Source organism: Catenuloplanes atrovinosus, from assembly GCF_031458235.1.
GTDB classification, from domain to species: Bacteria; Actinomycetota; Actinomycetes; order Mycobacteriales; family Micromonosporaceae; genus Catenuloplanes; species Catenuloplanes atrovinosus.
Window position 1 is genome coordinate 4,819,545 of the sequence record NZ_JAVDYB010000001.1, and the last position, 22,836, is coordinate 4,842,380.

Annotated in this window: 23 protein-coding genes; 13 read left to right on the forward strand and 10 right to left on the reverse strand. The window is 72.8% G+C overall.

Going from position 1 to position 22,836, the window contains the following annotated elements; genetic code table 11:
* Positions 1 to 45: 45 nt before the first annotated feature.
* From J2S41_RS21360 to J2S41_RS21380, 5 genes are all read left to right on the forward strand, one after another.
* Positions 46 to 969: a serine/threonine dehydratase gene (locus J2S41_RS21360; RefSeq protein ID WP_310369845.1), complete on the forward strand. Its 924-nt coding sequence runs from the start codon at positions 46 to 48 to the stop codon at positions 967 to 969.
* Between the two features lie 6 nt (positions 970 to 975).
* Complete coding sequence (locus tag J2S41_RS21365) at positions 976 to 1,278, forward strand: DUF1905 domain-containing protein (protein WP_310369848.1); 303 nt, start codon at positions 976 to 978, stop codon at positions 1,276 to 1,278.
* A gap of 4 nt (positions 1,279 to 1,282) precedes the next feature.
* Positions 1,283 to 1,687, forward strand: coding sequence for a hypothetical protein (locus J2S41_RS21370; RefSeq protein WP_310369850.1), 405 nt, complete (start codon positions 1,283 to 1,285; stop codon positions 1,685 to 1,687).
* A gap of 185 nt (positions 1,688 to 1,872) precedes the next feature.
* On the forward strand, positions 1,873 to 2,769 hold the full coding sequence (locus J2S41_RS21375) for an aminoglycoside phosphotransferase family protein (RefSeq protein WP_310369853.1): 897 nt from the start codon (positions 1,873 to 1,875) through the stop codon (positions 2,767 to 2,769).
* Positions 2,770 to 3,087: 318 nt separating this feature from the next.
* Positions 3,088 to 3,423, forward strand: a complete 336-nt coding sequence (locus J2S41_RS21380) for a hypothetical protein (RefSeq protein ID WP_310369855.1) — start codon at positions 3,088 to 3,090, stop codon at positions 3,421 to 3,423.
* Here the strand turns inward: J2S41_RS21380 and J2S41_RS21385 are convergent.
* The 3 genes from J2S41_RS21385 to J2S41_RS21395 all read right to left on the reverse strand — a co-directional run bounded on the left by J2S41_RS21385 (position 3,420) and on the right by J2S41_RS21395 (position 4,987).
* Positions 3,420 to 3,608, reverse strand: a complete 189-nt coding sequence (locus tag J2S41_RS21385; RefSeq protein WP_310369856.1) for a DUF397 domain-containing protein — start codon at positions 3,606 to 3,608, stop codon at positions 3,420 to 3,422. The two genes, J2S41_RS21380 and J2S41_RS21385, sit on opposite strands and share 4 nt — an antisense overlap.
* Positions 3,609 to 3,737: 129 nt before the next feature.
* Entirely contained in the window at positions 3,738 to 4,637 is a 900-nt protein-coding gene (locus J2S41_RS21390) for a helix-turn-helix domain-containing protein (RefSeq protein ID WP_310369857.1), read from the reverse strand.
* Positions 4,638 to 4,762: 125 nt separating this feature from the next.
* Positions 4,763 to 4,987, reverse strand: coding sequence for a hypothetical protein (locus tag J2S41_RS21395; protein ID WP_310369859.1), 225 nt, complete (start codon positions 4,985 to 4,987; stop codon positions 4,763 to 4,765).
* A 377-nt stretch (positions 4,988 to 5,364) separates the two neighbouring features.
* On the opposite strand from J2S41_RS21395, the gene kdpF reads away from it, so the two are divergent.
* The 6 genes from kdpF to J2S41_RS21425 are packed head-to-tail and all read left to right on the forward strand — an operon-like array spanning position 5,365 to position 13,376.
* Positions 5,365 to 5,454, forward strand: a complete 90-nt coding sequence (gene kdpF, locus J2S41_RS21400) for a K(+)-transporting ATPase subunit F (protein ID WP_310369862.1) — start codon at positions 5,365 to 5,367, stop codon at positions 5,452 to 5,454.
* Between the two features lie 11 nt (positions 5,455 to 5,465).
* The gene (gene kdpA, locus J2S41_RS21405; RefSeq protein ID WP_310369864.1) at positions 5,466 to 7,100 is read left to right on the forward strand and encodes a potassium-transporting ATPase subunit KdpA; all 1,635 of its coding nucleotides are present in this window, start codon (positions 5,466 to 5,468) and stop codon (positions 7,098 to 7,100) included.
* Positions 7,101 to 7,105: 5 nt separating this feature from the next.
* Positions 7,106 to 9,229, forward strand: a complete 2,124-nt coding sequence (kdpB, locus tag J2S41_RS21410; protein ID WP_310369865.1) for a potassium-transporting ATPase subunit KdpB — start codon at positions 7,106 to 7,108, stop codon at positions 9,227 to 9,229.
* Between the two features lie 5 nt (positions 9,230 to 9,234).
* Complete coding sequence (locus J2S41_RS21415; protein WP_310369867.1) at positions 9,235 to 10,083, forward strand: potassium-transporting ATPase subunit C; 849 nt, start codon at positions 9,235 to 9,237, stop codon at positions 10,081 to 10,083.
* Between the two features lie 42 nt (positions 10,084 to 10,125).
* Positions 10,126 to 12,699 carry a DUF4118 domain-containing protein gene (locus J2S41_RS21420; RefSeq protein ID WP_310369869.1) on the forward strand — a complete coding sequence of 858 codons (2,574 nt, stop codon included), beginning with the start codon at positions 10,126 to 10,128 and terminating at the stop codon, positions 12,697 to 12,699.
* Positions 12,696 to 13,376 carry a response regulator gene (locus tag J2S41_RS21425; RefSeq protein WP_310369871.1) on the forward strand — a complete coding sequence of 227 codons (681 nt, stop codon included), beginning with the start codon at positions 12,696 to 12,698 and terminating at the stop codon, positions 13,374 to 13,376. Before J2S41_RS21420 ends, J2S41_RS21425 begins: the two co-directional genes overlap by 4 nt.
* Here the strand turns inward: J2S41_RS21425 and J2S41_RS21430 are convergent, their stop codons facing one another.
* Positions 13,377 to 13,724 carry a histone-like nucleoid-structuring protein Lsr2 gene (locus tag J2S41_RS21430; protein ID WP_310369873.1) on the reverse strand — a complete coding sequence of 116 codons (348 nt, stop codon included), beginning with the start codon at positions 13,722 to 13,724 and terminating at the stop codon, positions 13,377 to 13,379.
* A gap of 110 nt (positions 13,725 to 13,834) precedes the next feature.
* Positions 13,835 to 14,779 (reverse strand): tetratricopeptide repeat protein, encoded by a 945-nt coding sequence (locus J2S41_RS21435; RefSeq protein WP_310369876.1) that lies wholly within the window; start codon positions 14,777 to 14,779, stop codon positions 13,835 to 13,837.
* A 198-nt stretch (positions 14,780 to 14,977) separates the two neighbouring features.
* Here J2S41_RS21435 and J2S41_RS21440 point away from each other — a divergent pair, with 198 nt between their 5' ends.
* The gene (locus J2S41_RS21440; RefSeq protein ID WP_310376441.1) at positions 14,978 to 16,810 is read left to right on the forward strand and encodes an ABC transporter ATP-binding protein; all 1,833 of its coding nucleotides are present in this window, start codon (positions 14,978 to 14,980) and stop codon (positions 16,808 to 16,810) included.
* A gap of 30 nt (positions 16,811 to 16,840) precedes the next feature.
* Here the strand turns inward: J2S41_RS21440 and J2S41_RS21445 are convergent, their stop codons facing one another.
* Positions 16,841 to 18,469 carry a PHP domain-containing protein gene (locus tag J2S41_RS21445; RefSeq protein ID WP_310369877.1) on the reverse strand — a complete coding sequence of 543 codons (1,629 nt, stop codon included), beginning with the start codon at positions 18,467 to 18,469 and terminating at the stop codon, positions 16,841 to 16,843.
* Positions 18,470 to 18,596: 127 nt separating this feature from the next.
* Here J2S41_RS21445 and J2S41_RS21450 point away from each other — a divergent pair, with 127 nt between their 5' ends.
* Entirely contained in the window at positions 18,597 to 19,697 is a 1,101-nt protein-coding gene (locus tag J2S41_RS21450; protein WP_310369878.1) for an esterase-like activity of phytase family protein, read from the forward strand.
* A 36-nt stretch (positions 19,698 to 19,733) separates the two neighbouring features.
* Here the strand turns inward: J2S41_RS21450 and J2S41_RS21455 are convergent, their stop codons facing one another.
* From J2S41_RS21455 to J2S41_RS21470, 4 genes are all read right to left on the reverse strand, one after another.
* The gene (locus tag J2S41_RS21455) at positions 19,734 to 20,276 is read right to left on the reverse strand and encodes a DUF4232 domain-containing protein (protein WP_310369879.1); all 543 of its coding nucleotides are present in this window, start codon (positions 20,274 to 20,276) and stop codon (positions 19,734 to 19,736) included.
* A gap of 166 nt (positions 20,277 to 20,442) precedes the next feature.
* A complete protein-coding gene (gene ribH, locus J2S41_RS21460) occupies positions 20,443 to 20,919 on the reverse strand; it encodes a 6,7-dimethyl-8-ribityllumazine synthase (protein WP_310369880.1) in 477 nt (158 codons plus the stop codon).
* Positions 20,920 to 20,942: 23 nt separating this feature from the next.
* Entirely contained in the window at positions 20,943 to 22,181 is a 1,239-nt protein-coding gene (locus tag J2S41_RS21465) for a bifunctional 3,4-dihydroxy-2-butanone-4-phosphate synthase/GTP cyclohydrolase II (RefSeq protein WP_310369881.1), read from the reverse strand.
* Positions 22,178 to 22,774 (reverse strand): riboflavin synthase, encoded by a 597-nt coding sequence (locus J2S41_RS21470; protein WP_310369882.1) that lies wholly within the window; start codon positions 22,772 to 22,774, stop codon positions 22,178 to 22,180. The genes J2S41_RS21465 and J2S41_RS21470 overlap by 4 nt, the downstream gene beginning before the upstream one ends.
* Positions 22,775 to 22,836: the final 62 nt, after the last annotated feature.

Consider the following 22,836-nt stretch of genomic DNA (forward strand, 5'->3'; position numbering starts at 1 on the left):
ACACCGGTACGGATCGACGGGCCCCGCTGGTCATAGGCTGAACCCATGATCTCTCGGGCGGATGTGGACGCGGCGGCGGCGCGGATCGGCGGACGGGTGCGGCACACCCCGGTGCTGCCGGTGGCGGACTCCGGCGCGGCCGTCTTCAAGCTGGAGTACCTGCAGCACACCGGCACGTTCAAGGCGCGCGGAGCGCTGAACCGGATCCTGGCCGCGGCCGAGTCCGGCGAGCTGTCCGACGCCGGCGTGGTCGCCGCCTCGGGCGGGAACGCGGGCATCGCGGTGGCGTACGCGGCCGCGCAGCTCGGCGTGCCGGCCGAGATCTACGTGCCGGTGATCTCCTCGCCCGCGAAGGTGCGGCGGCTGCACGAGTTGGGCGCGGTGGTGGTGCAGACCGGCAACGAGTTCGCGGAGGCGTACGAGGCGGCGCAGAAGCGGGTCACCGACACCGGCGCCACGTTCTGCCACCCGTACGACCACCCGGAGATGGCCGCGGGCGCGGGCACGCTCGCGGTGGAGCTGTGGGAGCAGACCGGCGGCGTGGACACGGTGCTGGTCGCGGTCGGCGGCGGCGGGCTGCTGGCCGGCGTGGCGGCCGCGCTGGAGGGCCGGGCGCGGGTGATCGGGGTGGAGCCGACCGGCGCGCGGTCGCTGCACGACGCGCTCGCCGCCGGGCGGCCGGTGGACGTGCCGGTCTCCGGCGTGGCCGCGGACGCGCTCGGCGCCCGCCGGGTGGGTGACATCGCGTTCGAGGTGGCGCGGCGCACCGGCGTACGGTCGCTGATCGTCGAGGACGACGACCTGACCTCGGCCCGGCGGCACCTGTGGGACCACTACCGCATCACGGTCGAGCACAGCGCCGCGGCCGCGATGGCCGCGCTCACCGCCGGCGCCTACACGCCGTCCGACGGCGAGCGGGTGGCGGTGGTGCTCTGCGGCGCCAACACCGACCCGGCCACGCTGGCGTGATCGGCCGTGGACCTCGAGTTCAGCGGTGAGCTGTGGTTCTGGCGGGGTCCGGCGCCGTGGCACTTCGTGACCGTGCCGGAGGACGCCTGCGCCGTGCTGCGCGAGGTCGCTCCCGTGGTCTCGTACGGCTGGGGCATGATCCCCGCCACGGTCCACATCGGAGGAACATCCTGGGACACCGCGCTGTGGCCCAAGGACGGCCGCTACCTCGTGCCGATCCGCACGGCCACGCGGCGGGCCGAGGGCCTGGAGATCGGCGACCCGGTGGCGCTGCGCCTGGAGGTCGCTTGCGAGCCACCCTTACGCTGAGGCGATGGACGGGCTCTCCGTGTTCCTGCTCTGGCTGGCCGCGCTCACCCCGCCGGTGGCGCTCGCGATCGCGGGCAACCGGCTCACCCGCCGCACGCCGACGGAGCACGCCGTCGCCGGGTACTGGTCGGCCGGTCTCGCGCTGACCGTGCTGGCCGGCCCCGCCGTGCTGGCCGCGGCCGGCCCGATCGCCGCGGTCGGCAGCACCGTCCCGGCCGCGTTCGGCGAGGCGCTGTGGCTGGTCGTGGTGGCCGCGATCACCGGCGCCGCGCTCACCTTCATCAGCACGCTCACGCTCGGCGCCGAGCTGCTGTTCCTGCTGCACCGGCCGCCGGCGGACGTCCCGGCGCCCCCGCCCGCGCCCGAGCCGCCCGCCCCGGTCACCCGCCGCCCCGCGAACGCGGCCTGACCTCAGGCCGGGAGCGCCACCCCGTCCGGGATTCCCTCACCGCCCGGAGCCCCAGCGGCCCCCGCCCCGTCCGGAATGCCCACGACCACCGTCCACACCAGATTGTTCTCCATGACCGGAGATCCTGCCGGGCGCCGTGGCCGTGGTCCTGAGCGTGCCTACTCAGCTCGTCTAGGCTCGCGACCGTGGTCACCGAGACGTTTCGCCGCACCGTGATCGGCAACTGGGGCGACGAGGGCGCCCGCTGGCTGGACACGCTTCCGACCCGCGTCGAGGCGGTGGCGGCGCGGTGGGAGCTGGGCGTCGGCCCGCCGTACCCGCTGCGGTTCAACTGGGTCGCGCCGGTCCGCCGTGCCGGCGGCGAGGCCGCGGTGCTCAAGCTCGGCCTCCCCTCGGCCGGGCACATCAGCGCGGAGCGGGCCGCGCTGACCCGGTTCGCCGGCCGCGGCGCGGTGCGGCTGCTCGCTCACGACGACGCGGACGGTGCGCTGCTGCTGGAGCGCGTCGTGCCCGGCACGAGCCTGCGCACGCTGGTCCCGCACGACGACGAGGCCGCGACGGCGCGCTTCGTCGACGTGGCCCGCCGCCTGCACCGCCCGCTGGCGGTGCCGGATGCCGCGCTGGAGCCGGTCGAGGCGCACGCGGACGACCTCGCCGCGCACCTGGCCCGGCACCCGGACGACCGGCTGGTGGCCACCGCGCTCGGCGTGCACCGGGAGCTGTGCGCGAGCGCCACCGCGCGCGTGGTGCTGCACGGCGACCTGCACCACGACAACATCCTGACCGGTACGCGCGAGCCGTGGCTGGCGATCGACCCGCACGGCCGCACCGGCGATCCGGCGAGCGAGGCGGGCGCGTTCCTCTACAACCCCGATCCGTGGGTCCGCGACGACGCGCTGACCCGGCTCGCCCCGGCCCGGGTCGAGCAGATCGCGGATGGGCTGACGCTGCCGTACGATCGCGTCCTGGCCTGGGGTTTCGTGCTGTGCGTGCTGTCCTGGGTGTGGCACGTGGAGGAACGCCCCGACTATCGCGGCCGGGAACTGGACGTGGCCCGGCTGCTCCGGCCGAAGCTGCCCTGAGCGCACCACCCGGCGAGACCCGGGATTCTCCGTGGCATCGTTCGGCCCTGACGGCCGCGAGACTCGGCCGGCGCGGGCACGACCGCGAGTCGATCTCCCGGCACTACCGGCCTCGTCCAGGCGTACCGGTGGGTGTTGCGATTCCCGCGGTGGCCCATGCTTTTCGGATGCGATTCCCAACCATAATGCAATTGCAGGTAAGTGCTGCACCGCGGCTTTGATGCGTTACGATTCGCCGTAAGACGGATCGTCGGCTTCCGATCTGATACCCGACGATCAGTCACCTTACAAGATCCCTGTCGGGCGGTGAGCCGCACCATGACGAAGAGCGCACGTACCAACGATCAATCCGCGCAGGGAAACCTCGAGGCGACCACGGACATCTCGGTCCGGGACCTGCTCGCGGTCAAGGTGTCCGTCACGGGCACCGGACACCACGCCATGCGGCCGATCGGCCGGTTCATCACGATGCTCACCGCGCTGCTGCCGACCACGATGTTCCTGCTGGTCTGCACGGTCGCGGGCGTGGACGGCACGATCACGCTGCTGTGCTGCGCGGGCTCCGGCACGGCGACCGCGGCCGCCGGCTGGCTGATCTCCCGCCGCGCGCACCGGGACCGGCCGCGGCGCGCACGGCCACGATCCGGGTCCTAGCGGCCGGCCGCGACGCGGAGGAACGCACGCCAGCGCGCGTGGTCGAATGACAGCACCGGACCGTCCGGATTCTTCGAGTCGCGGACCAGAATCCGCGTGTCGTTTTTCGCGACCTCGACGCACTCACCCTGCGCGCTGCGCGTGCTCTTTCGCCATGTGAGATCGGCGGGAACCCGAATAGTCATGCGCCCTCCCGGGTGATTGCCGGAAGTCCCCGACCGGACCCACCCACAGGGCCACTTCCGAACGGCCGGAGCATACGCCCGGAACTCGCCGTCATTCCAGGTGACGGCGCACAACAATTCGTGTTGTAATCAGGCGAACACGGAGTGCGACTTCAGCCGTTTCAGTGCCGCGTCGATTACCACCGGGAGCATTTCCCGGGAGGTGGCCCGCTTCTCCAGGGAACGGAACCGGTCCGCGAAGCGCACGATGGACTCCACGTCCTCCCGGATGATCATCTCATCCTGCGGCGACTCGATGTAGACCAGGCCGTCGTCGAGCTCGTCGTCGAATTCGAGGATCACGAACGGCGAGCGGATCGCACCGTACAGCCCGGCCGCGAACGGCAGGACCTGGATCGAGACGTGCGGGCGCGCACCCAGCTCACGCAGGTGCTCCAGCTGCGCGGCGAGCACGCCGTCCGCGCCGGACTCGGCGCCGGCGCGACGATAGAGCGCCGACTCGTCCAGAATGAAGAACGCGTCCGGGGAATCGTCGCGGCGCAGCAGTTCCGCCCGTTCCAATCGCGCCTCCACCCGTCGCTCGACCACCTCCGCGGGAAGCTCGGTGTCCGGCAGGAAACGCAACGCCGAATACGCGTACTCACGGGTCTGGAGAAGACCGGGAATGAGCTGCGGCTGGAAATTCCGGATAACGCCGGCACTCTCCTCGTGCTCGACGAATTCGGCCATTCCGGGGGACAGCACGTCACGATATCGCGCACTCAGCTCGGAACCGCTGCGCGCCGCGGCCGACAGCTCGTTCAGCGTGTCGATGCGCGCCGGATCCGTGACGCCGTAGTGGTTCAGCAGCGCCTGCAGGTCGGTGAACGATACGCTGACCTTTCCGGCCTCGATGCGCATCAGTTTCGCACTCGACCAGCGTAATGCGTCGGCGACCTCTTTCTGCGTCATGTCGCGGGCGACGCGAAGTCTGCGGAGCGCGGTGCGGAGACGACGGCGGCTGACCGCGGCGCTCTGGTTCCGGGGCATCATTTTCCCCTTTCGGCACTTCCGCTACTCGGGTCACGGCATGCGTCCTCGAGCGCCACCGGCACCGGCCGGTCATCCAACGAACGAGCACACGACGAATTGTCACATCACAATACGTAAACCGGCTACCCGCGGATCGGCCGACGTGGACGGCCGGACGGCACGCCGAGGTCCGGCTCCGCGCGGCGCGGCACCTCGCACGCCACCGGCCCGATCTCGGCGACGCCGAAGATCAGGAAGCGGATCAGTGCGCCACCGGGTCGCCCTCGGTCCAGTTGACGTAGACGTGCGGCCCGGTGCCCGGTGTGATCGCGCACCGCCGGCGGCACGGCCGCGACCGTGTTCGCCACCACCGCCCCTTCCCGGTCGGCGCCCCGGTATCTCTCCCCACACCCGTCAGATCCTGCGAAAAATCGGCGGAGTCGCGGACCGCGACCTCCAGGATCGGCACGGGCTCGCCGGCCGGGAGGCCTTGATCAACCGCTGGCTGCGCGACCGCGGCGGCCGTCAAGAACGCGTCAAGAAACCGCGCCGGCGCGTATGCACCGCGTCAGGGATCGCCGGATCGGCCGCGACCAGGCGTTCCATCGGTTACGCGACCGGCGCGCCCGCCGGTCGGACGTACCCGATGGTGAAGGAGTCGCACGATGCCTGACGTGGCGTTCGTGCTCGCGACGGTGGCGCTGTTCGGCGCGCTGACCCTGCTGCTGCGGGCGGTGGAGCGGCTGTGACCGCCGTGAACCTCGCCGGCCTGGTGCTCGCGCTCGGGCTGGCCGGCTACCTGCTCGTCGCGCTGTTGTTCCCCGAGAAGTTCTGAGGAGAGCCGCCGTGACCCTCATCGTCTCGCTGGTGCTCGCGGTCGTCGCGGTCTACCGGCCGTTCGGCGACCACCTGTTCCGCGTCGTGTCCGGGCGCACCCACTCCCGGGTGGAGCGCGGCGTCTACCGGCTCGCCGGCGTCGACCCGGACGCGGAGCAGAGCTGGGGCGCCTACGCCCGCAGCGTGCTGGCGTTCTCCGCGGTGTCGATCGTCGTCCTCTACGGCCTGCTGCGCCTGCAACGGCACCTGCCGCTGAGCGTCGGCATGCCGCCGGTCGCGGACCACGTCGCCTGGAACACCGCGGTCAGCTTCGTGACGAACACCAACTGGCAGTCGTACTCCGGCGAGTCGGCCATGGGGCACCTGGCCCAGATGTCCGGCCTGGCCGTGCAGAACTTCGTCTCCGCCGCGGCCGGCATCGCGATCGCGGTCGCGCTGGTCCGCGGCTTCGCCCGGTCGAGGACGGACCGGCTCGGCAACTTCTGGGTCGACCTGGTCCGCATCGTGCTGCGCGTGCTGCTGCCGATCGCGGTGCTCGGCGCGATCGTGCTGATGCTCGGCGGCGTCGTGCAGAACCTCGGCTCCGGCACCGTCGCGCAGACGCTGGCCGGCGGGACACAGACCATCACCGGCGGGCCGGTGGCCTCGCAAGAGGTGATCAAGGAGTTGGGCACCAACGGCGGCGGGTTCTACAACGCCAACAGCGCGCACCCGTTCGAGAACCCGACGTCCTGGACGAACTGGGTCCAGCTGTTCCTGATCCTGCTCATCCCGTTCAGCCTGCCCCGGGTCTTCGGCCGGATGGTCGGCGACGACCGGCAGGGCTACGCGATCGTCTCCGTCATGGCGCTGCTCGCGATCGCGAGCGTCACCCTGACCACGGCCTTCGAGCTGCACGGGGCCGGCACGGTGCCGACCGCGGTGGGTGCGGCCACGGAGGGCAAGGAGATCCGGTTCGGCGTGGTGGGATCCGCCGTCTTCGCCGCGGTCACCACGCTCACCTCGACCGGGGCGGTCAACTCGTTCCACGACTCGTACACCGCGCTCGGCGGCATGATGCCGCTGGTCAACATGCTGCTCGGCGAGGTCGCGCCGGGCGGTGCCGGGACCGGCCTGTACGGCATGCTGATCCTGGCCGTGATCACGGTCTTCGTGGCCGGGCTGATGGTCGGCCGCACGCCGGAGTACCTCGGCAAGCGGATCGGCGCTCGTGAGATCAAGTTCGCGTCGCTGTACTTCCTGGTCACGCCGATCCTGGTGCTCACCGGCACGGCCGCCGCGTTCGCCACCGGGAACGCGTCCACCGCGCTGAACACGGGCCCGCACGGGCTCACCGAGGTGTTCTACGCGTTCGCCTCGGCCGCGAACAACAACGGCTCCGCGTTCGCCGGCCTCACCGTCAACACGCCCTGGTGGAACGCCGCCACCGGCCTGGCGATGCTGCTCGGCCGGTTCCTGCCGATCATCGCCGTGCTCGCGCTGGCCGGGTCGCTGGCCGGGCAACGGCCGGTCCCAGCGTCCGAGGGCACGCTCCCCACCCACCGGCCGCTGTTCGTCGGCATGGTCGCCGGCGTGACCGTCGTGCTGGTCGCGCTCACGTTCCTCCCGGCGCTCGCGCTCGGCCCCCTCGCGGAAGGCCTGTGAAAACCATGACCATCGGCACTCTGGAAGCGCCGCAGACCCCGGCGCCGCACGCGCCCCGGCCACGCCCGGCCGGCGGTGGGCTGTTCGACCCGAAGCAGTTGGCCCGCTCGCTGCCGGACGCGCTCCGGAAGCTCGACCCGCGCGTCATGTGGCGCAACCCGGTCATGCTGATCGTCGAGATCGGCGCGGCCTTCACCACCGTGCTGGCGGTGGCCGAGCCGTCCGGGTTCGCGGTCGCCATCACGGTCTGGCTCTGGCTCACCGTGCTCTTCGCGAACCTGGCGGAGGCGGTGGCCGAGGGCCGGGGCAAGGCGCAGGCCGCCACGCTGCGCGCCGCCAGGAAGGACACGGTCGCCACCCGGCTCACCGGATGGCCGGGGCAACACGCGGCGGAGAGCGTGCCCGCCGGCGAGTTGCGGCGGGGCGACGTGGTGGAGGTCGCAGCCGGGCAGGTCGTGCCGGGCGACGGCGACGTGATCGAGGGCATCGCCAGCGTGGACGAGTCCGCGATCACCGGTGAGTCCGCGCCGGTCATCCGCGAGTCCGGCGGCGACCGCAGCGCGGTCACCGGCGGCACCCGGGTGCTGTCCGACCGGATCGTCGTCCGGATCACCCAGCGGCCGGGCGAGAGTTTCATCGACCGGATGATCTCGCTGGTCGAGGGCTCGCACCGGCAGCGCACGCCGAACGAGATCGCGCTCAACATCCTGCTCGCGGCGCTCACCGTGATCTTCCTGCTCGCCGTGGTCACGCTTCAGCCGCTGGCGATCTACTCGAAGGCGTACCAGGGCGCGGCGCCGGACACGCTCGCGCTGGACGGCGGCGGCGTCACCGGCATCGTGCTGGTCTCGCTGCTGGTCTGCCTGATCCCGACCACGATCGGCGCGCTGCTCTCCGCGATCGGCATCGCCGGCATGGACCGCCTGGTGCGGCGCAACGTGCTCGCGATGAGCGGCCGCGCGGTGGAGGCGGCCGGCGACGTCGGCACGCTGCTGCTGGACAAGACCGGCACGATCACGCTGGGCAACCGGCAGGCGTCCGCGTTCCTGCCCGCGCCCGGCGTCACGGAGGCCGATCTGGCCGACGCGGCACGGCTCTCCAGCCTCGCGGACGGCACGCCGGAGGGCCGCTCGATCGTGGCGCTGGCCAAGGACTTCGGCTTCCTCGCGCGCGAGGCCGAGGGCGCCGTGTTCGTCGAGTTCACCGCCCAGACCCGGATGAGCGGCGTCGACCTCCCGGCGGGCACGGCCGGCACCGTGCGGCGCATCCGCAAGGGCGCGGCCGGTGCCGTGCTGGCCTGGGTGCGCCAGAACGGCGGCACGCCCGCGCCCGCCGTCGCGGACCTGGTCGAGCGGGTCAGCGCGTCCGGCGGCACGCCGCTGGTGGTGGCCGAGGACGACCGGGCGCTGGGCGTGATCCACCTCAAGGACGTGGTCAAACCCGGCATGCGCGCGCGCTTCGACGAGATGCGGCGGATGGGCATCCGCACCGTCATGATCACCGGTGACAACCCGGTGACCGCCAGGGCGATCGCCGAGGAGGCCGGCGTCGACGACTTCCTGGCCGAGGCGAGGCCGGAGGACAAGCTCGCGCTGATCCGCCGCGAGCAGGAGGGCGGGCGGCTGGTCGCGATGACCGGCGACGGCACCAACGACGCGCCCGCGCTCGCCCAGGCCGACGTGGGCGTGGCGATGAACACCGGCACGTCCGCCGCGAAGGAGGCCGGCAACATGGTCGACCTCGACTCCGACCCGACCAAGCTGATCGAGATCGTGGAGATCGGCAAGCAGCTGCTCATCACGCGCGGCGCGCTGACCACGTTCTCCATCGCGAACGACGTCGCCAAGTACTTCGCGATCATCCCGGCCATGTTCGCCGGCGTCTACCCGGGCCTGGACACGCTCAACCTCATGCGCCTGGACAGTCCGACCTCGGCGATCCTGTCCGCGGTCGTGTTCAACGCGCTGGTCATCGTCGCGCTGATCCCGCTCGCGCTGCGCGGCGTGCGGTACCGGCCGAGCGGCGCGTCCGCCCTGCTCGGCCGCAACCTGCTGATCTACGGCCTGGGCGGCCTCGTCGCGCCGTTCCTCGGCATCAAGCTCATCGACCTGCTCATCTCGGGGCTCTGATCATCATGCGTCTTCCCTCCTGGATCTCCCTGCACCTGGCGGCGCTGCGCGCGCTGCTCGTCCTCACGGTCGCGCTCGGAATCGCGTACCCCCTGGTCATGGTGGGAGTCGGCCGGCTGCCCGGGCTCAGCGGCAAGGCCGGGGGCTCGCTGATCACGCGCGACGGCACCGTGGTCGGCAGCGCGCTGATCGGCCAGCACTTCACGGACGCGAACGGCGACCCGATCCCGCGCTACTTCCAGTCCCGCCCCTCGGCCGGCGGCGACGGTTACGATCCGCTCACCACCGGCGCGTCCAATCTCGGCCCGGAGAGCGTGGTCGACACGCCGGGCTCCCCCAGCCTGCTCACCCGGGTCTGCGCGCGCAGCCTGGCCGTCGGGCGGCTGGAGGGCGTGGACGGCGGGCGGCCCTACTGCACCGCGGACGGGGTCGGCGCGGTGCTCAGCGTCTACCGCGCGGACGGCCTCACCGGCGCGGTCACCCGCGCGGTCAGCGTCAACCAGGCCTGCCCGGCGACACCCTTCACGACCACCTTCGAGGGTACGGCGGTGGAGTGCGCGAACCCGGGCCAGGACTACACCGGCGGGCTGGTGACGCCCGTCCGCGGCACGGCACCGGACAGGCCGGCGGTCCCGGCCGACGCGGTCACCGCCTCCGGCAGCGGCCTCGACCCGCAGATCAGCGTCGCCTACGCGGAGTTGCAGGCGCCGCGCGTCGCCCGCGAGCGCGGCATGCGGCCGGCCGACGTGCTCGCGCTGATCGAGGAGCACACCACCGGCCGCGCGCTCGGTTTCATGGGCGAGCCGGGCGTCGACGTCCTGGCGCTCAACCTCGCGCTGGACGACCGCGCCTGACCGGGGGCCGCGGGTAGCCTCACGAGTGAAAGGATCAAGGGCGTGGCACGCGGGCGACTCCGGATCTACCTGGGCGCGGCGCCGGGTGTGGGCAAGACCTACGCCATGCTGGAGGAGGCCGTGCGCCGGGCCGCGCGCGGCACCGACGTGGTGATCGGATTCGTGGAGACGCACGGGCGGCCGATGACCGAGGCGATGATCGGCGGCCTGGAGGTCGTGCCGCGCCGGGCCGTGACGTACCGCGGCGTCGAGTTCACCGAGCTGGACCTGGACGCGGTGCTGGCCCGCCGGCCCGAGGTGGCGCTGGTCGACGAGCTCGCGCACACCAACGTGCCGGGGTCCCGCCACGAGAAGCGCTGGCAGGACATCCAGGAGCTGCTGGACGCCGGCATCGACGTGCTGTCCACGGTCAACGTGCAGCACCTCGAGTCGCTCAACGACGTGGTCGAGGAGATCACCGGCGTACCGCAGCGGGAGACCGTGCCGGACGAGTTCGTGCGCGCGGCCGAGCAGGTCGAGCTGGCCGACCTGACGCCGGAGGCGCTGCGCCGCCGGATGGCGCACGGCAACGTCTACCGGCCGGAGAAGGTCGACGCGGCGCTCGGCAACTACTTCCGGGTCGGCAACCTCACGGCGCTGCGCGAGCTGGCGCTGCTCTGGCTGGCCGGCACGGTCGACGACCAGCTCGACCGGTACCGCTCCGAGCACGAGATCGCCACCACCTGGGAGACGCGGGAACGCGTGGTCGTGGCGCTGACCGGCGGGCCGGAGGGCGAGACGCTGATCCGGCGCGCGGCCCGGATCGCGGACCGGACCAAGGGCGCGGAGCTGCTCGCGGTGCACGTGGCGCGCAACGACGGGCTGGCCGGCGCGGACCCGGCGCTGCTGGCGAGGCAGCGCGTGCTGGTGGAGAGCGTCGGCGGCACCTACCACCAGGTCGTCGGCGGCGACGTGCCGGCCGCGCTGCTCACCTTCGCGCGCGGGGTCAACGCCACCCAGCTCGTGCTCGGCGCCAGCCGGCGCGGCCGGATCGCGCGACTGCTCTCCCCCGGCGTCGGCGTCACCACCACGGCCCGGTCCGGCGGCATCGATGTGCACCTGGTCACGCACGAGCAGGCGGGGCACGGGCGGCCGCGGTCGTTCGCCGGCACCACCGCGCTGTCCCGGCGCCGCCGGATCGCCGGGTGGGTGCTGGCGATCGCCGGGATGCCGCTGCTCACCGTGGGCGTGCACCTGCTGCCGGAGAGCCTCACGCTGGACATCCTGATCTTCCTTGCCGCGTCGGTCGGCGTGGCGCTGGTCGGCGGGCTGTGGCCGGCCCTGGTCGCGGCCGTCGGCGGATCGCTGCTGCTCAACTACTTCTTCACGCCGCCGACCGGCCGGTTCACCATCGCGCAGCCGGACAACCTGCTCGCGCTGACCATCTTCGTGGTGGTGGCCGCGTCCGTGAGCACGGTCGTCGACCTGGCCGCGCGCCGCTCCCGGGAGGCGGCCCGGGCCAGCGCGGAGGCGACCACGCTGGCGCTGGTCGCGGGCAGCGTGCTGCGCGGCGCCCGGCCGCTCACCGCGCTGCTCGAGCGGCTGCGGGAGACGTTCGGGCTCACCGCGGTCACGCTGCTGGAGCGGGTGCCGGGCGCGGGCGGGCGCCCGGACGCGCACCGCGATCCGCGGGCCTGGACCGTGGTCGCGGGCGTCGGCGGGCCGCCGTGCGGCGCGCCCGCGGAGGCCGAGGCGGACGTGCCGGTCGACGAGTCGCTCAGCCTTGCGCTGCGCGGCGCGCCGCTGGCCGCGGACGACCGGCGGATCGTGGAGGCGTTCGCGGCGCAGGCCGCGCTCGCGCTGCGCCAGGAGCGGCTGGCCGCAGAGGCCGCCACCGCGAAACCGCTGGCCGCGGCGGACCGGATGCGCACCGCGCTGCTGGCCGCGGTCAGCCACGACCTGCGTACGCCGCTCGCCTCCGCGAAGGCCGCGATCACGTCGCTGCGCGGCGCGTCCGGCGAACACGCGGAGGTCGCGTTCGACGACGAGGACCGCGACGAGCTGCTCGCCACGGCGGACGAGTCGCTGGACCAGCTCGGCCGGCTGGTGGCGAACCTGCTGGACATGAGCCGGTTGCAGGCGGGCGTCCTCGGGCTGTCGCCGATCGAGATCGGGCTGGAGGACGCGGTGCCGCGCGCGCTCGACGAGCTCGGGCCGGCCGCGCACGACGTGCGGGTGGACATCCCGCCGGACCTGCCCGCGGTCTCCGCCGACCCCGGCCTGCTGGAGCGCGTGCTGGTCAACCTGGTGGCGAACGCGCTGCGCTACAGCCCGCCGGGCGCGCCGCCGGTGGTGTCGGCCAGCACGCACGACGGCGAGGTGGAGCTGCGGGTGACCGACACCGGGCCGGGCATCCCGGAGGAGGACTGGGACACCGTGTTCCTGCCGTTCCAGCGGCTCGGCGACCGGGACAACCACACCGGCGTCGGGCTCGGGCTGGCGCTGTCCCGCGGCTTGGCGGAGGCGATGGGCGGCACGCTCACCCCGTCGGCCACACCCGGTGGCGGCCTCACCATGGTCCTGGCGCTCCCGGCCGTACCCCCGCAGGCCCTCGACCTCGATCTGGAGATCGAATGATCCGCATCCTCGTCGTCGACGACGAGCCCCAGATCCTCCGCGCGCTCAGGATCAACCTCAGGGCCCGGGGGTACGCCGTGGAGGTCGCCGCGGACGGCGGGTCCGCGCTGCGCGCGGTCGCGCGGCACCATCCCGACCTGATCGTGCTCGACCTGGGCCTACCCGACCTGGACGGCGTCGAGGTGATCCGCGGCGTGCGCGGCTGGACCGCGGTGCCGGTGATCGTGCTGTCCGGGCGCGCCAGCAGCGAGGAGAAGGTGGCCGCGCTGGACGCGGGCGCCGACGACTACGTCACCAAGCCGTTCGGCGTGGAGGAGTTGCTGGCCCGCATCCGCGCCGTCACCCGGCGGATCAACACGGCCGGGGACGCCGCGCCGGTGACCCGGATCGGGCGGTGGACCGTCGACCTCGCGGACCGGACGGTACGCGGGGACGACGGCGAAGAGCTGCGGCTGACGCCCACCCAGTGGCACATTCTGGAAATCATGCTGCGCAATCCCGGGAAGCTGATCAGCCAGCGACAGCTCCTCCAGGAGGTATGGGGACCGCAATTCCGGACGGAGACGAACTACCTCCGCCAGTATCTGGCGCAACTGCGCCGCAAGCTGGAGGACGACCCCGCCCGCCCCCGGCACCTGATCACCGAGCCGGGGATGGGCTATCGGTTCCGCCCTTAGTCAGCGCTTGTTGAAGGCCTCGACCACGTTGGCCGGGATGCGGCCGCGCTCGGAAACGTCGTAACCGTTCTCCGCGGCCCACTCGCGAATCGCCTTGTTCTGATCGCGATTGGACCGGACCGTGCCACCGGCGGCGCGACGGCCACCGCGCTGCACGGTCACGGCGCCGCTGCGGCCGACGCGAGTGCCCGCCGCGATGTACGGATCGAGCAGCTTGCGCAGCTTGCCGGCGTTCTTCTCGGAAAGGTCAATGGTGTAGGTCACGTCGTCCAGCGCAAACTCGACGGTGCGGTCAGCCTCGCTGCCGTCGAGGTCGTCGGTCAACAGCGTGATGACTTGCTTAGCCACGGCGGCTCACTCCCGGTCAGGAAGAACAATGCAAACGGATGGGTACCGAAATGCAGTCTGCCTGAAGCGCACAATATCCCGCAACCTGCCCGGAAATTGATGTGACGTGCCTATTGCCCGGCGATCCTTTCGCGAACATCGTAAGCCCAGCTCAATCGCGGTTCATAGGCGGTGGGGCCGGCCGACTCGTACCAGGCGATGGCCTCTTCGACATTCTTACGAGCTTCGATGAGATAACCGGCCTCGGCCAGGATCTGTGCGTGGTCCACCAGCAGATCCGCGAGGTCGGGCTCGGAAACCCCTCTCGCGCGGGCCACCCGGCGCGCGATGTCCACCGCCTGGCGCGAGTCCTCCACCGCGGCGCCGGACCGGCCGGCCAGGCTGTTCGCGGCCGCCAGGTTACGCAGTGCCGTCGCATAGGCCGGGCCGTCCACCAGCAACTCCCAACCTGCGGGAATCGGGCCGGCATTCGACGGCGAGAAGAGCACCTCGCCGCCCTCGTCCGCCGCTCGGAACAGGTCCGCGGCCTCCGCCATCGCCTCCGTGGCGCGCTCCAGCTCACCCGCTTCCGCCAGCATTTCCCCGAACCGGACGAGTGTGCGCGCCAGCCCCGCCCGATGACGCGGCGCGTCGAACACGGTTTCCCGATACTGGCGCACCGCCTCCGCGATCGGCTCGCGCGCCTCGTCCTTCCGTCCGGTCGCCTCAATGGCCGCACCCAGGCGTACCAGCGCATCCGCCAGATAGGGCCGGTAAAACGCGGGATCGGCCGGAACCAGCTCACGGAACAGCGCGGCCGACTCCGCCGCCGCGGTCACCGCCGCGTCATTTCGCCCGACCCGTTGCAGAAAATGCGAGCGGTTGTGCAGCAGTCCGGCCGCGGCCATGACGTGGCTCGCATTCTCCGGCGCGATCTCCCGCAACCGCCGGATCGTGCCGCTCGCACTCTCGCTCGCGGCCAGCGCATCCTCGTAACGTCCCTCCGCGGCGGCCGCCTCCATGGCCGCCACCTCTTCCCTCAGCCGCGCTTCACCCTCGTTCTCCCCGAGCCCCATACGTTTCTCTATGCCCCACCCTTTCCCGCCTCACACGGCCTTCGCCGCCGGCTTACGCACCCCGATCTCAGGCGGCGTCGCGACAGACTCGCGCGTGAGGCTTTCACTCACGCTCCATGCTCAGTCGATCGCGCCGGGTCCCGGCATCCTGGGACGGTGACGGCGAACACGGAGTCGGTGCTGCCCGAGTTGCGCACGATGTGGTGGGAGACCGGCATGCGCCGCCGGGCGGACGCGGGCCTGTTCGGCGTGTTCGCGGAGCTGCCCGCGCTGGTCCGGCGGGCACTCGCGGTGAGCTGGCGCGCCGACCGGCTGCGCACCTCGATCGTCGCGACCGCGACCGTCGGCGCCGGCGTGATGGCCACGTTCGGCCTGCTGGCCACGCAGCGGGTGCTGGTCGAGCTGTTCGCGGGCGGGCCCACGCCGGACCGGGTGACGGCCGCGCTGCCGGCGCTCGGCGCGCTGGCCTGCGCGACCGCGATCCGCGCCGGGCTCGGCATCGCCACCGGCTACGCGCAGAACGGCCTCACGCCGCGGGTCAGCCGGGAGATCGAGCGCGGGCTGTTCGAGGTGACCACGTCGGTACGGCTGGACGCGTTCGACGAGGACGCGTTCGCGGACGACATGGAGCGCGCGTCCCGCGGCACCGACTCCGCGATCGGCCTGGTGCAGGGCGTGATGAACCTGCTCTCCGGCGCGGTCGGCATGCTCTCCGTCGCGGTCGCGGTGGTGCTCATCCACCCGCTGCTGCTGGTGGCGCTGCTGGTCGCGACCGTGCCGAACGCGTGGGGCTCGCTGCACGCCGGGCATCAGCGCTATCAGACGTATCTCGCCGGCTCGGTCCGCCGCCGGCGGCTCTGGATTCTGCACCGCCTGATGGCCGAGCGCGTCTCCGCGCACGAGCTGCGCTCGTACGGCCTGCGGCGGTTCCTGCTCGACCAGTACGACCGCGTGATGGCCGTGGAGACCGCGATCCAGTTGGCGCTCGCCCGGCGGGTGACCACGTCCACCAGCGTCGGCGCCGCGGTCGGCGGCGTCGCCACCGGCGCGGTCTACGTGCTGCTCGGCGTGCTGCTGCTGCGCGGCCACATTCCGCTCGCCGCGGCCGCCACCTGCGTGATCGCGGTGCAGGCCGCGCAGCGCTCGCTGGCCACCGTGACGTTCCAGATCGACCGGGTCTACACCGAGGGGCAGCACTTCGGCGACTACACCGGGTTCATGAGCCGGGCCGCCCGCTACCTGCCGTCCGGCGGCGACCGCCCGGCGCCCGGCCCGCTGCGTGCTCTGGAGGTGCGCGGCGTGACGCTGCGCTACCCGGACCGCGACACCGCGGCGGTGGACGACGTGTCGCTGACCGTGCGCGCGGGGCAGACCGTGGCGTTCGTCGGTGAGAACGGTTCCGGCAAGTCCACGCTCGCCGCGATGATCGCCGGGCTGCGCGAGCCCACGTCCGGCCACATCCTGTGGAACGGCCGCCCGCTGCCCGGGTGGGACGTGGCCGCGCTGCGCGCCCGGATCGCGGTGGTCACCCAGGAGTACCACAAGTGGCCGTTCACCGCGGCCACGAACATCGCGGTCGGCGATCCGGAGGCCGAGCCGGACCCGGCGCGCATCGAGACCGCCGCGCGCCGCGCCGCCGCCCACCAGATGATCTCGGACCTGCCGCACGGGTACGAGACGCTGCTCGACCGCACCTTCGCCCGCGGCCAGGACCTCTCCGGTGGCCAGTGGCAGCGCGTCACGGCCGCCCGCGGCTTCCTCCGCGACGCCGAACTGCTGATCATGGACGAGCCGTCGTCGGCGCTCGATCCGCGCGCGGAGGACGCGTTGTTCCAGGCGATCCGCGACCGGCAGGGCACGGCCACCACGATCCTGATCACGCACCGGCTCGCGAACGTCCGGCACGCGGACCGCGTCTTCGTGCTCGACGAGGGCAGGCTGGTCGAGGCCGGCACGCACGACGAGCTGATCCGCGCCGGCGGCCGCTACGCGGACCTCTTCCGGCTCCAGGCGGCGGGGTACGCGAGCTGAGCGCGCCCCCACCGCACCGGAGACGACCGGTCAGCGGACGTCGATGAAGATCGGGTTGGTGTAGAGCCAGGTGTCGGCCCACGGGTCGCCGTCGCCGGGGGCATGCGCGACCGGACCGTGCGGGTCGATCGCCGCGCCGAGCAGGCCGGCGCCGTGCCGGTTGCCGTCGCTGCCGCGCAGCCGGAGGTAGCCGGACTCCCGCACCGCGCCGAGCGGGACGCGCAGCGTGTACGTACCCCGCTTGCGCCCGGTGTCCGTGGTGTGGACGACGCGCGTGTCCGGCGCCCGCCAGTCGTCGCGGCCGATCGAGGAGCGGGTCACGCCGCGGATCACGTCGAGGTGGGCCAGGCGCGGCAGGATGCCGTGGTAGTTCGGGCGGGACGACGACGTGACGGTCACGGTCAGCGTGAGGCGGGTGCCGCGGCGCACCCGGAGGCGGCCGCCGAGCGTGACGCGCCGGCCGTCGCCCTCGAGGCGCACGTCCAGGCCGTCGACGAGCTGGCCGTGGTCGACCCACACGCGGCCGGCGCGCAGCGCGTCCATCACCTGGCGGTGGCCGTACCCGGTGACGCCCACGTGGGTGCGGCTGAACTGGCCGGGCCACAGGTCGCTGCCGGGCTGCGCCACGCCCGTCTCCACCGGGTCGGGCAGCTGGCCGGCGTTGTCGAAGTTCTGGCCGGGGGCCCAGTCGCCGTTGCGCAGCGTGTCGTGGACGGTCCGGTGGTTGTCCGAGTTGCTGGTGATGGTGAACAGCTTGCCCTCGGAGAGCATCGAGTCCCAGAGGCCGCCGACCGTGGCGGTCATCCAGTCGAAGCCGCCGTACGTCACGTACGCCTCGGCGGGATAGCCGGCCCAGGACTGCGCGGACGGCTTGTTCTCGTACTCGCCGCGGATGCTCGACGCGCCGCGCAGGCCCGCGATGGCCGCACCCTGGGCGCCGGGCGCGCCCTCCATGCCGATCATGATCTCCGGGGCGGCGTCCCGCCAGGCCCGCAGCTCGTGCGGGGAGTCGATGCCGAGCCGGGACGGGTGGTTGGCCAGGACCAGCACGTCCGGGACCTCGCCGGCGCGCCGGCGCGCGGCCAGCCACCGGATCGCCTCGGCCGACAGCGCCTCGTTCGCCGCGGAGCCGTCGGTGCGGCCGAGCAGCTTGCCGTCGTACGTCTTCTCGAACGTGCGCAGGATCTCGGCCTCGTGGTCGCCGGGCGCGGTGAAGACCGTGCAGTGCTCGGCGCCGGGGATGTACCACTCCAGGCCCTGGAAGATCAGCAGGCGCGGGTTCTCCGCGCGGGCCAGCTTGATCTGCTCGCGCTCGCGCAGCGCGCCGCCGGCGTCCGCGTGCCCGACGTTGCTGTGCTCGGTGAACACCATCCAGTCCAGGCCGAACTGCGCCGCGCGCCGGGCCAGGTCGGCCAGCCGGTACTTCGCGTCGTGGCTGAAGACGGTGTGCACGTGGTGGTCGCCGACCAGCCACGCCAGGTCCGGGTCGTCGTCGCCGTCGCCGCCGTGCGCCGCGGCCGGAGCCGCGCCGAGCAGGGACACCCCCGCGAAGCCGGCGCCGAACAGGCCCGCCCGCCGCAGCAGCACCCGGCGGGACAGGCCCTGCGGGTCGAGATCGGACTCCGGCACGGCCGGGTCGGCCCACTCCGGCAACGTCATGGCGCACTCCTACACGGGTCTCCAAAAGATCAACAAAGAACCTAGAGGGGGTACGTGAAGCGCCGGTGCACGTCGATTGTCCGTCGTGTGCACCGACAGTTCATGTCCGGCTGGCAGAACTGCGGACATGAACCACAGAGCAACGCTCACCGCGGTGACCGCGCTCGCCGGCGCCGCGCTGGTGGCCACGCCCACGGCCGTCCAGGCGCACGGCACCGGCCTGCCCCGGCTGTCACTGGTCGAGACGATCTCGGTGCCGGCCGGCACGGTCCAGCTCGGCACCGCGTTCGGCGGTCTGTCCGGCATCGACTACGACCCGGCGACCGGTACGTACACGGCGATCAGCGACGACCGGTCCGCGCTGGCCCCGGCCCGCTGGTACACGCTGCGCCTGCCGCTCGACCGCACCGGCTTCCGGGACGCCGCGCCGCGGGTCACCGGCGTCACCACGATCCTGGACCGGACCGGCGCACCGTTCGCGAACGGCACGGTCGACCCGGAGTCGATCCGCCTCGCCGGCCGCGACCGGGTGCTCTGGACCAGCGAGGGCGCGGCCGCCACCGGCATCGCGCCCACCATCCGGGAGGCGTCGAAGGACGGCGCGTTCCGCCGCGACTACCGGCTGCCGGACGCGTACCCGCCCGCGGAGGGCCGGGGCGTGCGGAACAACCTGGCCTTCGAGTCGCTGACGCTCTCCGCGGACGGCCGGTCCATCGTGGCCGCGACCGAGAGCGCGCTGGCCCAGGACGGCCCGATCGCCACGCTGACCGAGGGCGCGGACGCGCGCGTGCTGGTGCTGGACCGGTCCTCCGGCCGGGCGCGCGCCGAGTACGTCTACCACACCGACCCGATCACGAACGCGCCCACCGACCCGGCCAACCCGTTCGCCGACCGGGGCCTGACCGAGCTGCTGGCGCTCAACGACACCGACTACCTGGCGATCGAGCGCAGCTTCGCCGGCGGCGTCGGCTTCACGGTCCAGGTCTTCTGGACCACCACGCGCGGCGCCACGAACGCGCTCGGCCGGGACGCGCTGACCGGCACCGAGCGCGCGATGCCGAAGCGGCTGCTGCTCGACCTGAACGCGACCGGCACGCCGGTCGACAACGTCGAGGGCATCACCTGGGGCCCGCGCCTGCCCACCGGCGACCGGTCCCTGGTGCTGGTCGCGGACGACAACTTCGCCACCGTCACCCAGTTCCACCTGCTGCGGGTCCGCACCCGCTGAGGTCCGGCGTGACGGCGCCGCGCACCGGCGGTGCCGTCACGCCGAGAACGGGCGCACCTTGCCCACGCCCTTGTCCGTCTCGGTGCAGGCCTGCTGCGGCGAGCTGACGAAGATCGCGGTGGTCTCCTGCGGCGGCAGAATCCGGAAGCCGGTCGCCTCGGCCCCCTTGCACTTGGCCGCGCCGGGGCTGGTCAGCACCAGATCGCTGCGGGCCGAGTCGCCGGGCTTCAGCGTCAGCTTCTCCGCCTTGTCGCCGTCGTGCGCGAACTCCGCGCCGACCTGCGCGCCCTCGTCCCCGGCCACGAACGTCACCCCCGGGAAGCCCTCCAGCGTGCACGGCTGCGCGGAGACGTTGGTGAACGTGAGCGTCTGGCCGCCCTGCCGGTCGGCGATCGTCACGGTCAGGTCCGCGGTGCGGCACCGGCCGGGCTCCGACGGGTTCGGCGCCGCGGTGGCGGCCGACTGCACCGGCGACGCGGCCGCCTCCGCCGTGTCCCGCTCCTCCGCACCGCACCCGGAGAGCAGCAGCGCCAGGGCTGCCGCGGAGACCACCGACGCGCGTACCCGCAAGCTCCTCATGGTCCTCTGTGATCCCCGCGAGCCGCGCTCACGAAACCCGGCGAATCCACCGGAACGCGACGCCGGACGTCGGCGCCGCGAGCGCGCGGTCGGAACGTAGCACCATCCGCCTGGTCGCGAGGGCGCGGCCGACGACGCGGCCACGCCCTCGAGAGAGTGGTCCGCGTTACGCCTTGTGGATCTCGCGGATCGCGAGCGCGGCGCCGAGCGCCGCGACCGTGGACGCCCAGCCCTTGTCCTCGATCGAGTCCTCCAGACCGGCCCGGTCGCGGGCCTGGCCGAGCGACTCGACCGTGAGCACGCCCTGGCCGACCGGCGTGTGCGCGTCCAGCGCCACCCGGGTGAGGCCGCTGGTCACGGAGTCACAGACGTACTCGTAATGGGAGGTCTCGCCGCGGATGACCACGCCGAGCGCGACGACGGCGTCGCAGACCTCGGCGAGCGCCTGCGCGACCACCGGGATCTCCACGGACCCGGCCACCCGCGAGACCATCACCTCGGTCACGCCGCACGCCCGCGCGGCGGCCTGGGCGCGGGCGACCATGTGGTCGACCAGCTCGTGGTGCCAGCGGGCCGCGACGATGCCGAGCGTGAGGCCGCCGGCCTCCACGGTGCTCAGGTGCGGGTCTCCGAATCCAGCCATGTGCGGTGCTCTCTCTCGTGAGATCAGGCGAGTCCGTTGAGGACCTGCTCGTCGGCCTCGTCGTAGGTGTGGCCCATCCGGTCGCGCTTGGTGCGCAGATAGCGGACGTTCTCCGGGTGCGGGCGGACCGGCAGGCCCTCGCGCCCGACGATCTGCAGCCCGTACCCCTCCAGCCCGGCCCGCTTCGCCGGGTTGTTGGTCAGCAGCGTCATGGTCCGCACGCCCAGGTCGTAGAGGATCTGCGCGCCGGTGCCGTAGTCCCGGGCGTCCGCGGGCAGGCCCAGCTCCAGGTTCGCGTCGACCGTGTCCAGCCCACGATCCTGCAACTGGTACGCCTGGAGCTTGTGCAGCAGCCCGATCCCGCGCCCCTCGTGGCCGCGCACGTAGAGCACCACGCCGCGCCCCTCGCGCGCGACGCGGGCGAACGACGCGTCCAGTTGCGGGCCGCAGTCGCAGCGCTGGGAGCCGAAGACGTCGCCGGTCAGGCACTCCGAGTGCACCCGGACCAGCACGTCCGTGCCGTCGCCGATCTCGCCGTAGACCATCGCCACGTGCTCGGCGCTGTCGAACGCGACCCGGTAGCCGAACGCGCGGAACACGCCGTGCGGCGTCGGGATGCGCGCCTCGGCGACCCGCTCGACCTGCTTCTCGTGCCGCCGCCGGTAGGCGATCAGCTCCGCGATGCTGATCAGCACCAGCCCGTGCTCGGTGGCGAACGCCTCCAGCTCCGGCATGCGCATCATGGTGCCGTCGTCGTTGACCATCTCGCAGAGCACGCCGGCCGGGTGCAGGCCGGCCAGCTCGGCGAGGTCGATCGCGGCCTCGGTGTGGCCGGGCCGGCGCAGCACGCCGCCGGGCCGGGCGCGCAGCGGGACCACGTGGCCGGGCCGGGACAGGTCGGTGGGGCCGGTGGCCGGGTCGGCGAGCAGCCGCAGCGTGTGCGCGCGGTCCGCGGCCGAGATGCCGGTGTCGATACCCTCCCGGGCGTCGACCGTGACCGTGTACGCGGTCCCGCGGCGATCCTGGTTCGTGTGGTACATCGGCGGCAGCTCGAGCCGGTCCGCGTCCGCCTCGGTGAGCGGCGCGCAGATGTAGCCGGACGTCCACCGGCGCATGAACGCGACCAGCTCCGGCGTCGCCTTCTCGGCCGCGAAGATCAGGTCGCCCTCGTTCTCCCGGTCCTCGTCGTCCACCACGATGACGGGGCGGCCCTCGGCGATCGCCGCGACCGCCGCCTCGACCGTGCCAAAGCCAGTGGTCATCGCGGGTCCCTCAGCATCTTCTCGACATATTTTGCGATCACGTCGACCTCCAGGTTCACGGGATCGCCGATCCGCTTGTGCCCGAGGGTGGTTAGCTTGAGCGTGGTGGGGATCAGGCCGACCGAGAACTCGTCCTCGGTCACCGCGGTCACGGTCAGCGAGACGCCGTCGATCGTGATCGAGCCCTTCTCCACCACGTACCGGCCGAGCTCCGGCGGCAGGCTGACCGTGACGGTCTCCCACTGGGCCGCGGGCTCGCGCCGGAGGATCCGGCCGACGCCGTCCACGTGGCCCTGCACCAGGTGGCCGCCGAGCCGGCTGCCCAGCGTGGCCGCGCGCTCCAGGTTGACCGGCGAGCCGGTCCGCAGGCTGCCCAGGCTGGACCGGCGCAGCGTCTCACCCATCACGTCCGCGGTGAAGACGCCGTCCCCGACGTCGACCACGGTCAGGCACACGCCGTTGACCGAGATCGAGTCGCCGTGTCTCGCGTCCTCGCTGACCAGCGACCCGCGCACGGTCAGCAGGGCGGAGTCGTCGCTGGTCCCGGCCAGATCCGCGACCTCGCCGAGTTCCTCCACGATGCCGGTGAACATCGCTACTCTTCCCCCTTCTCCTTGGTGGTCCCGGTCCGGATCGGCACGCCGCGCATGATCTC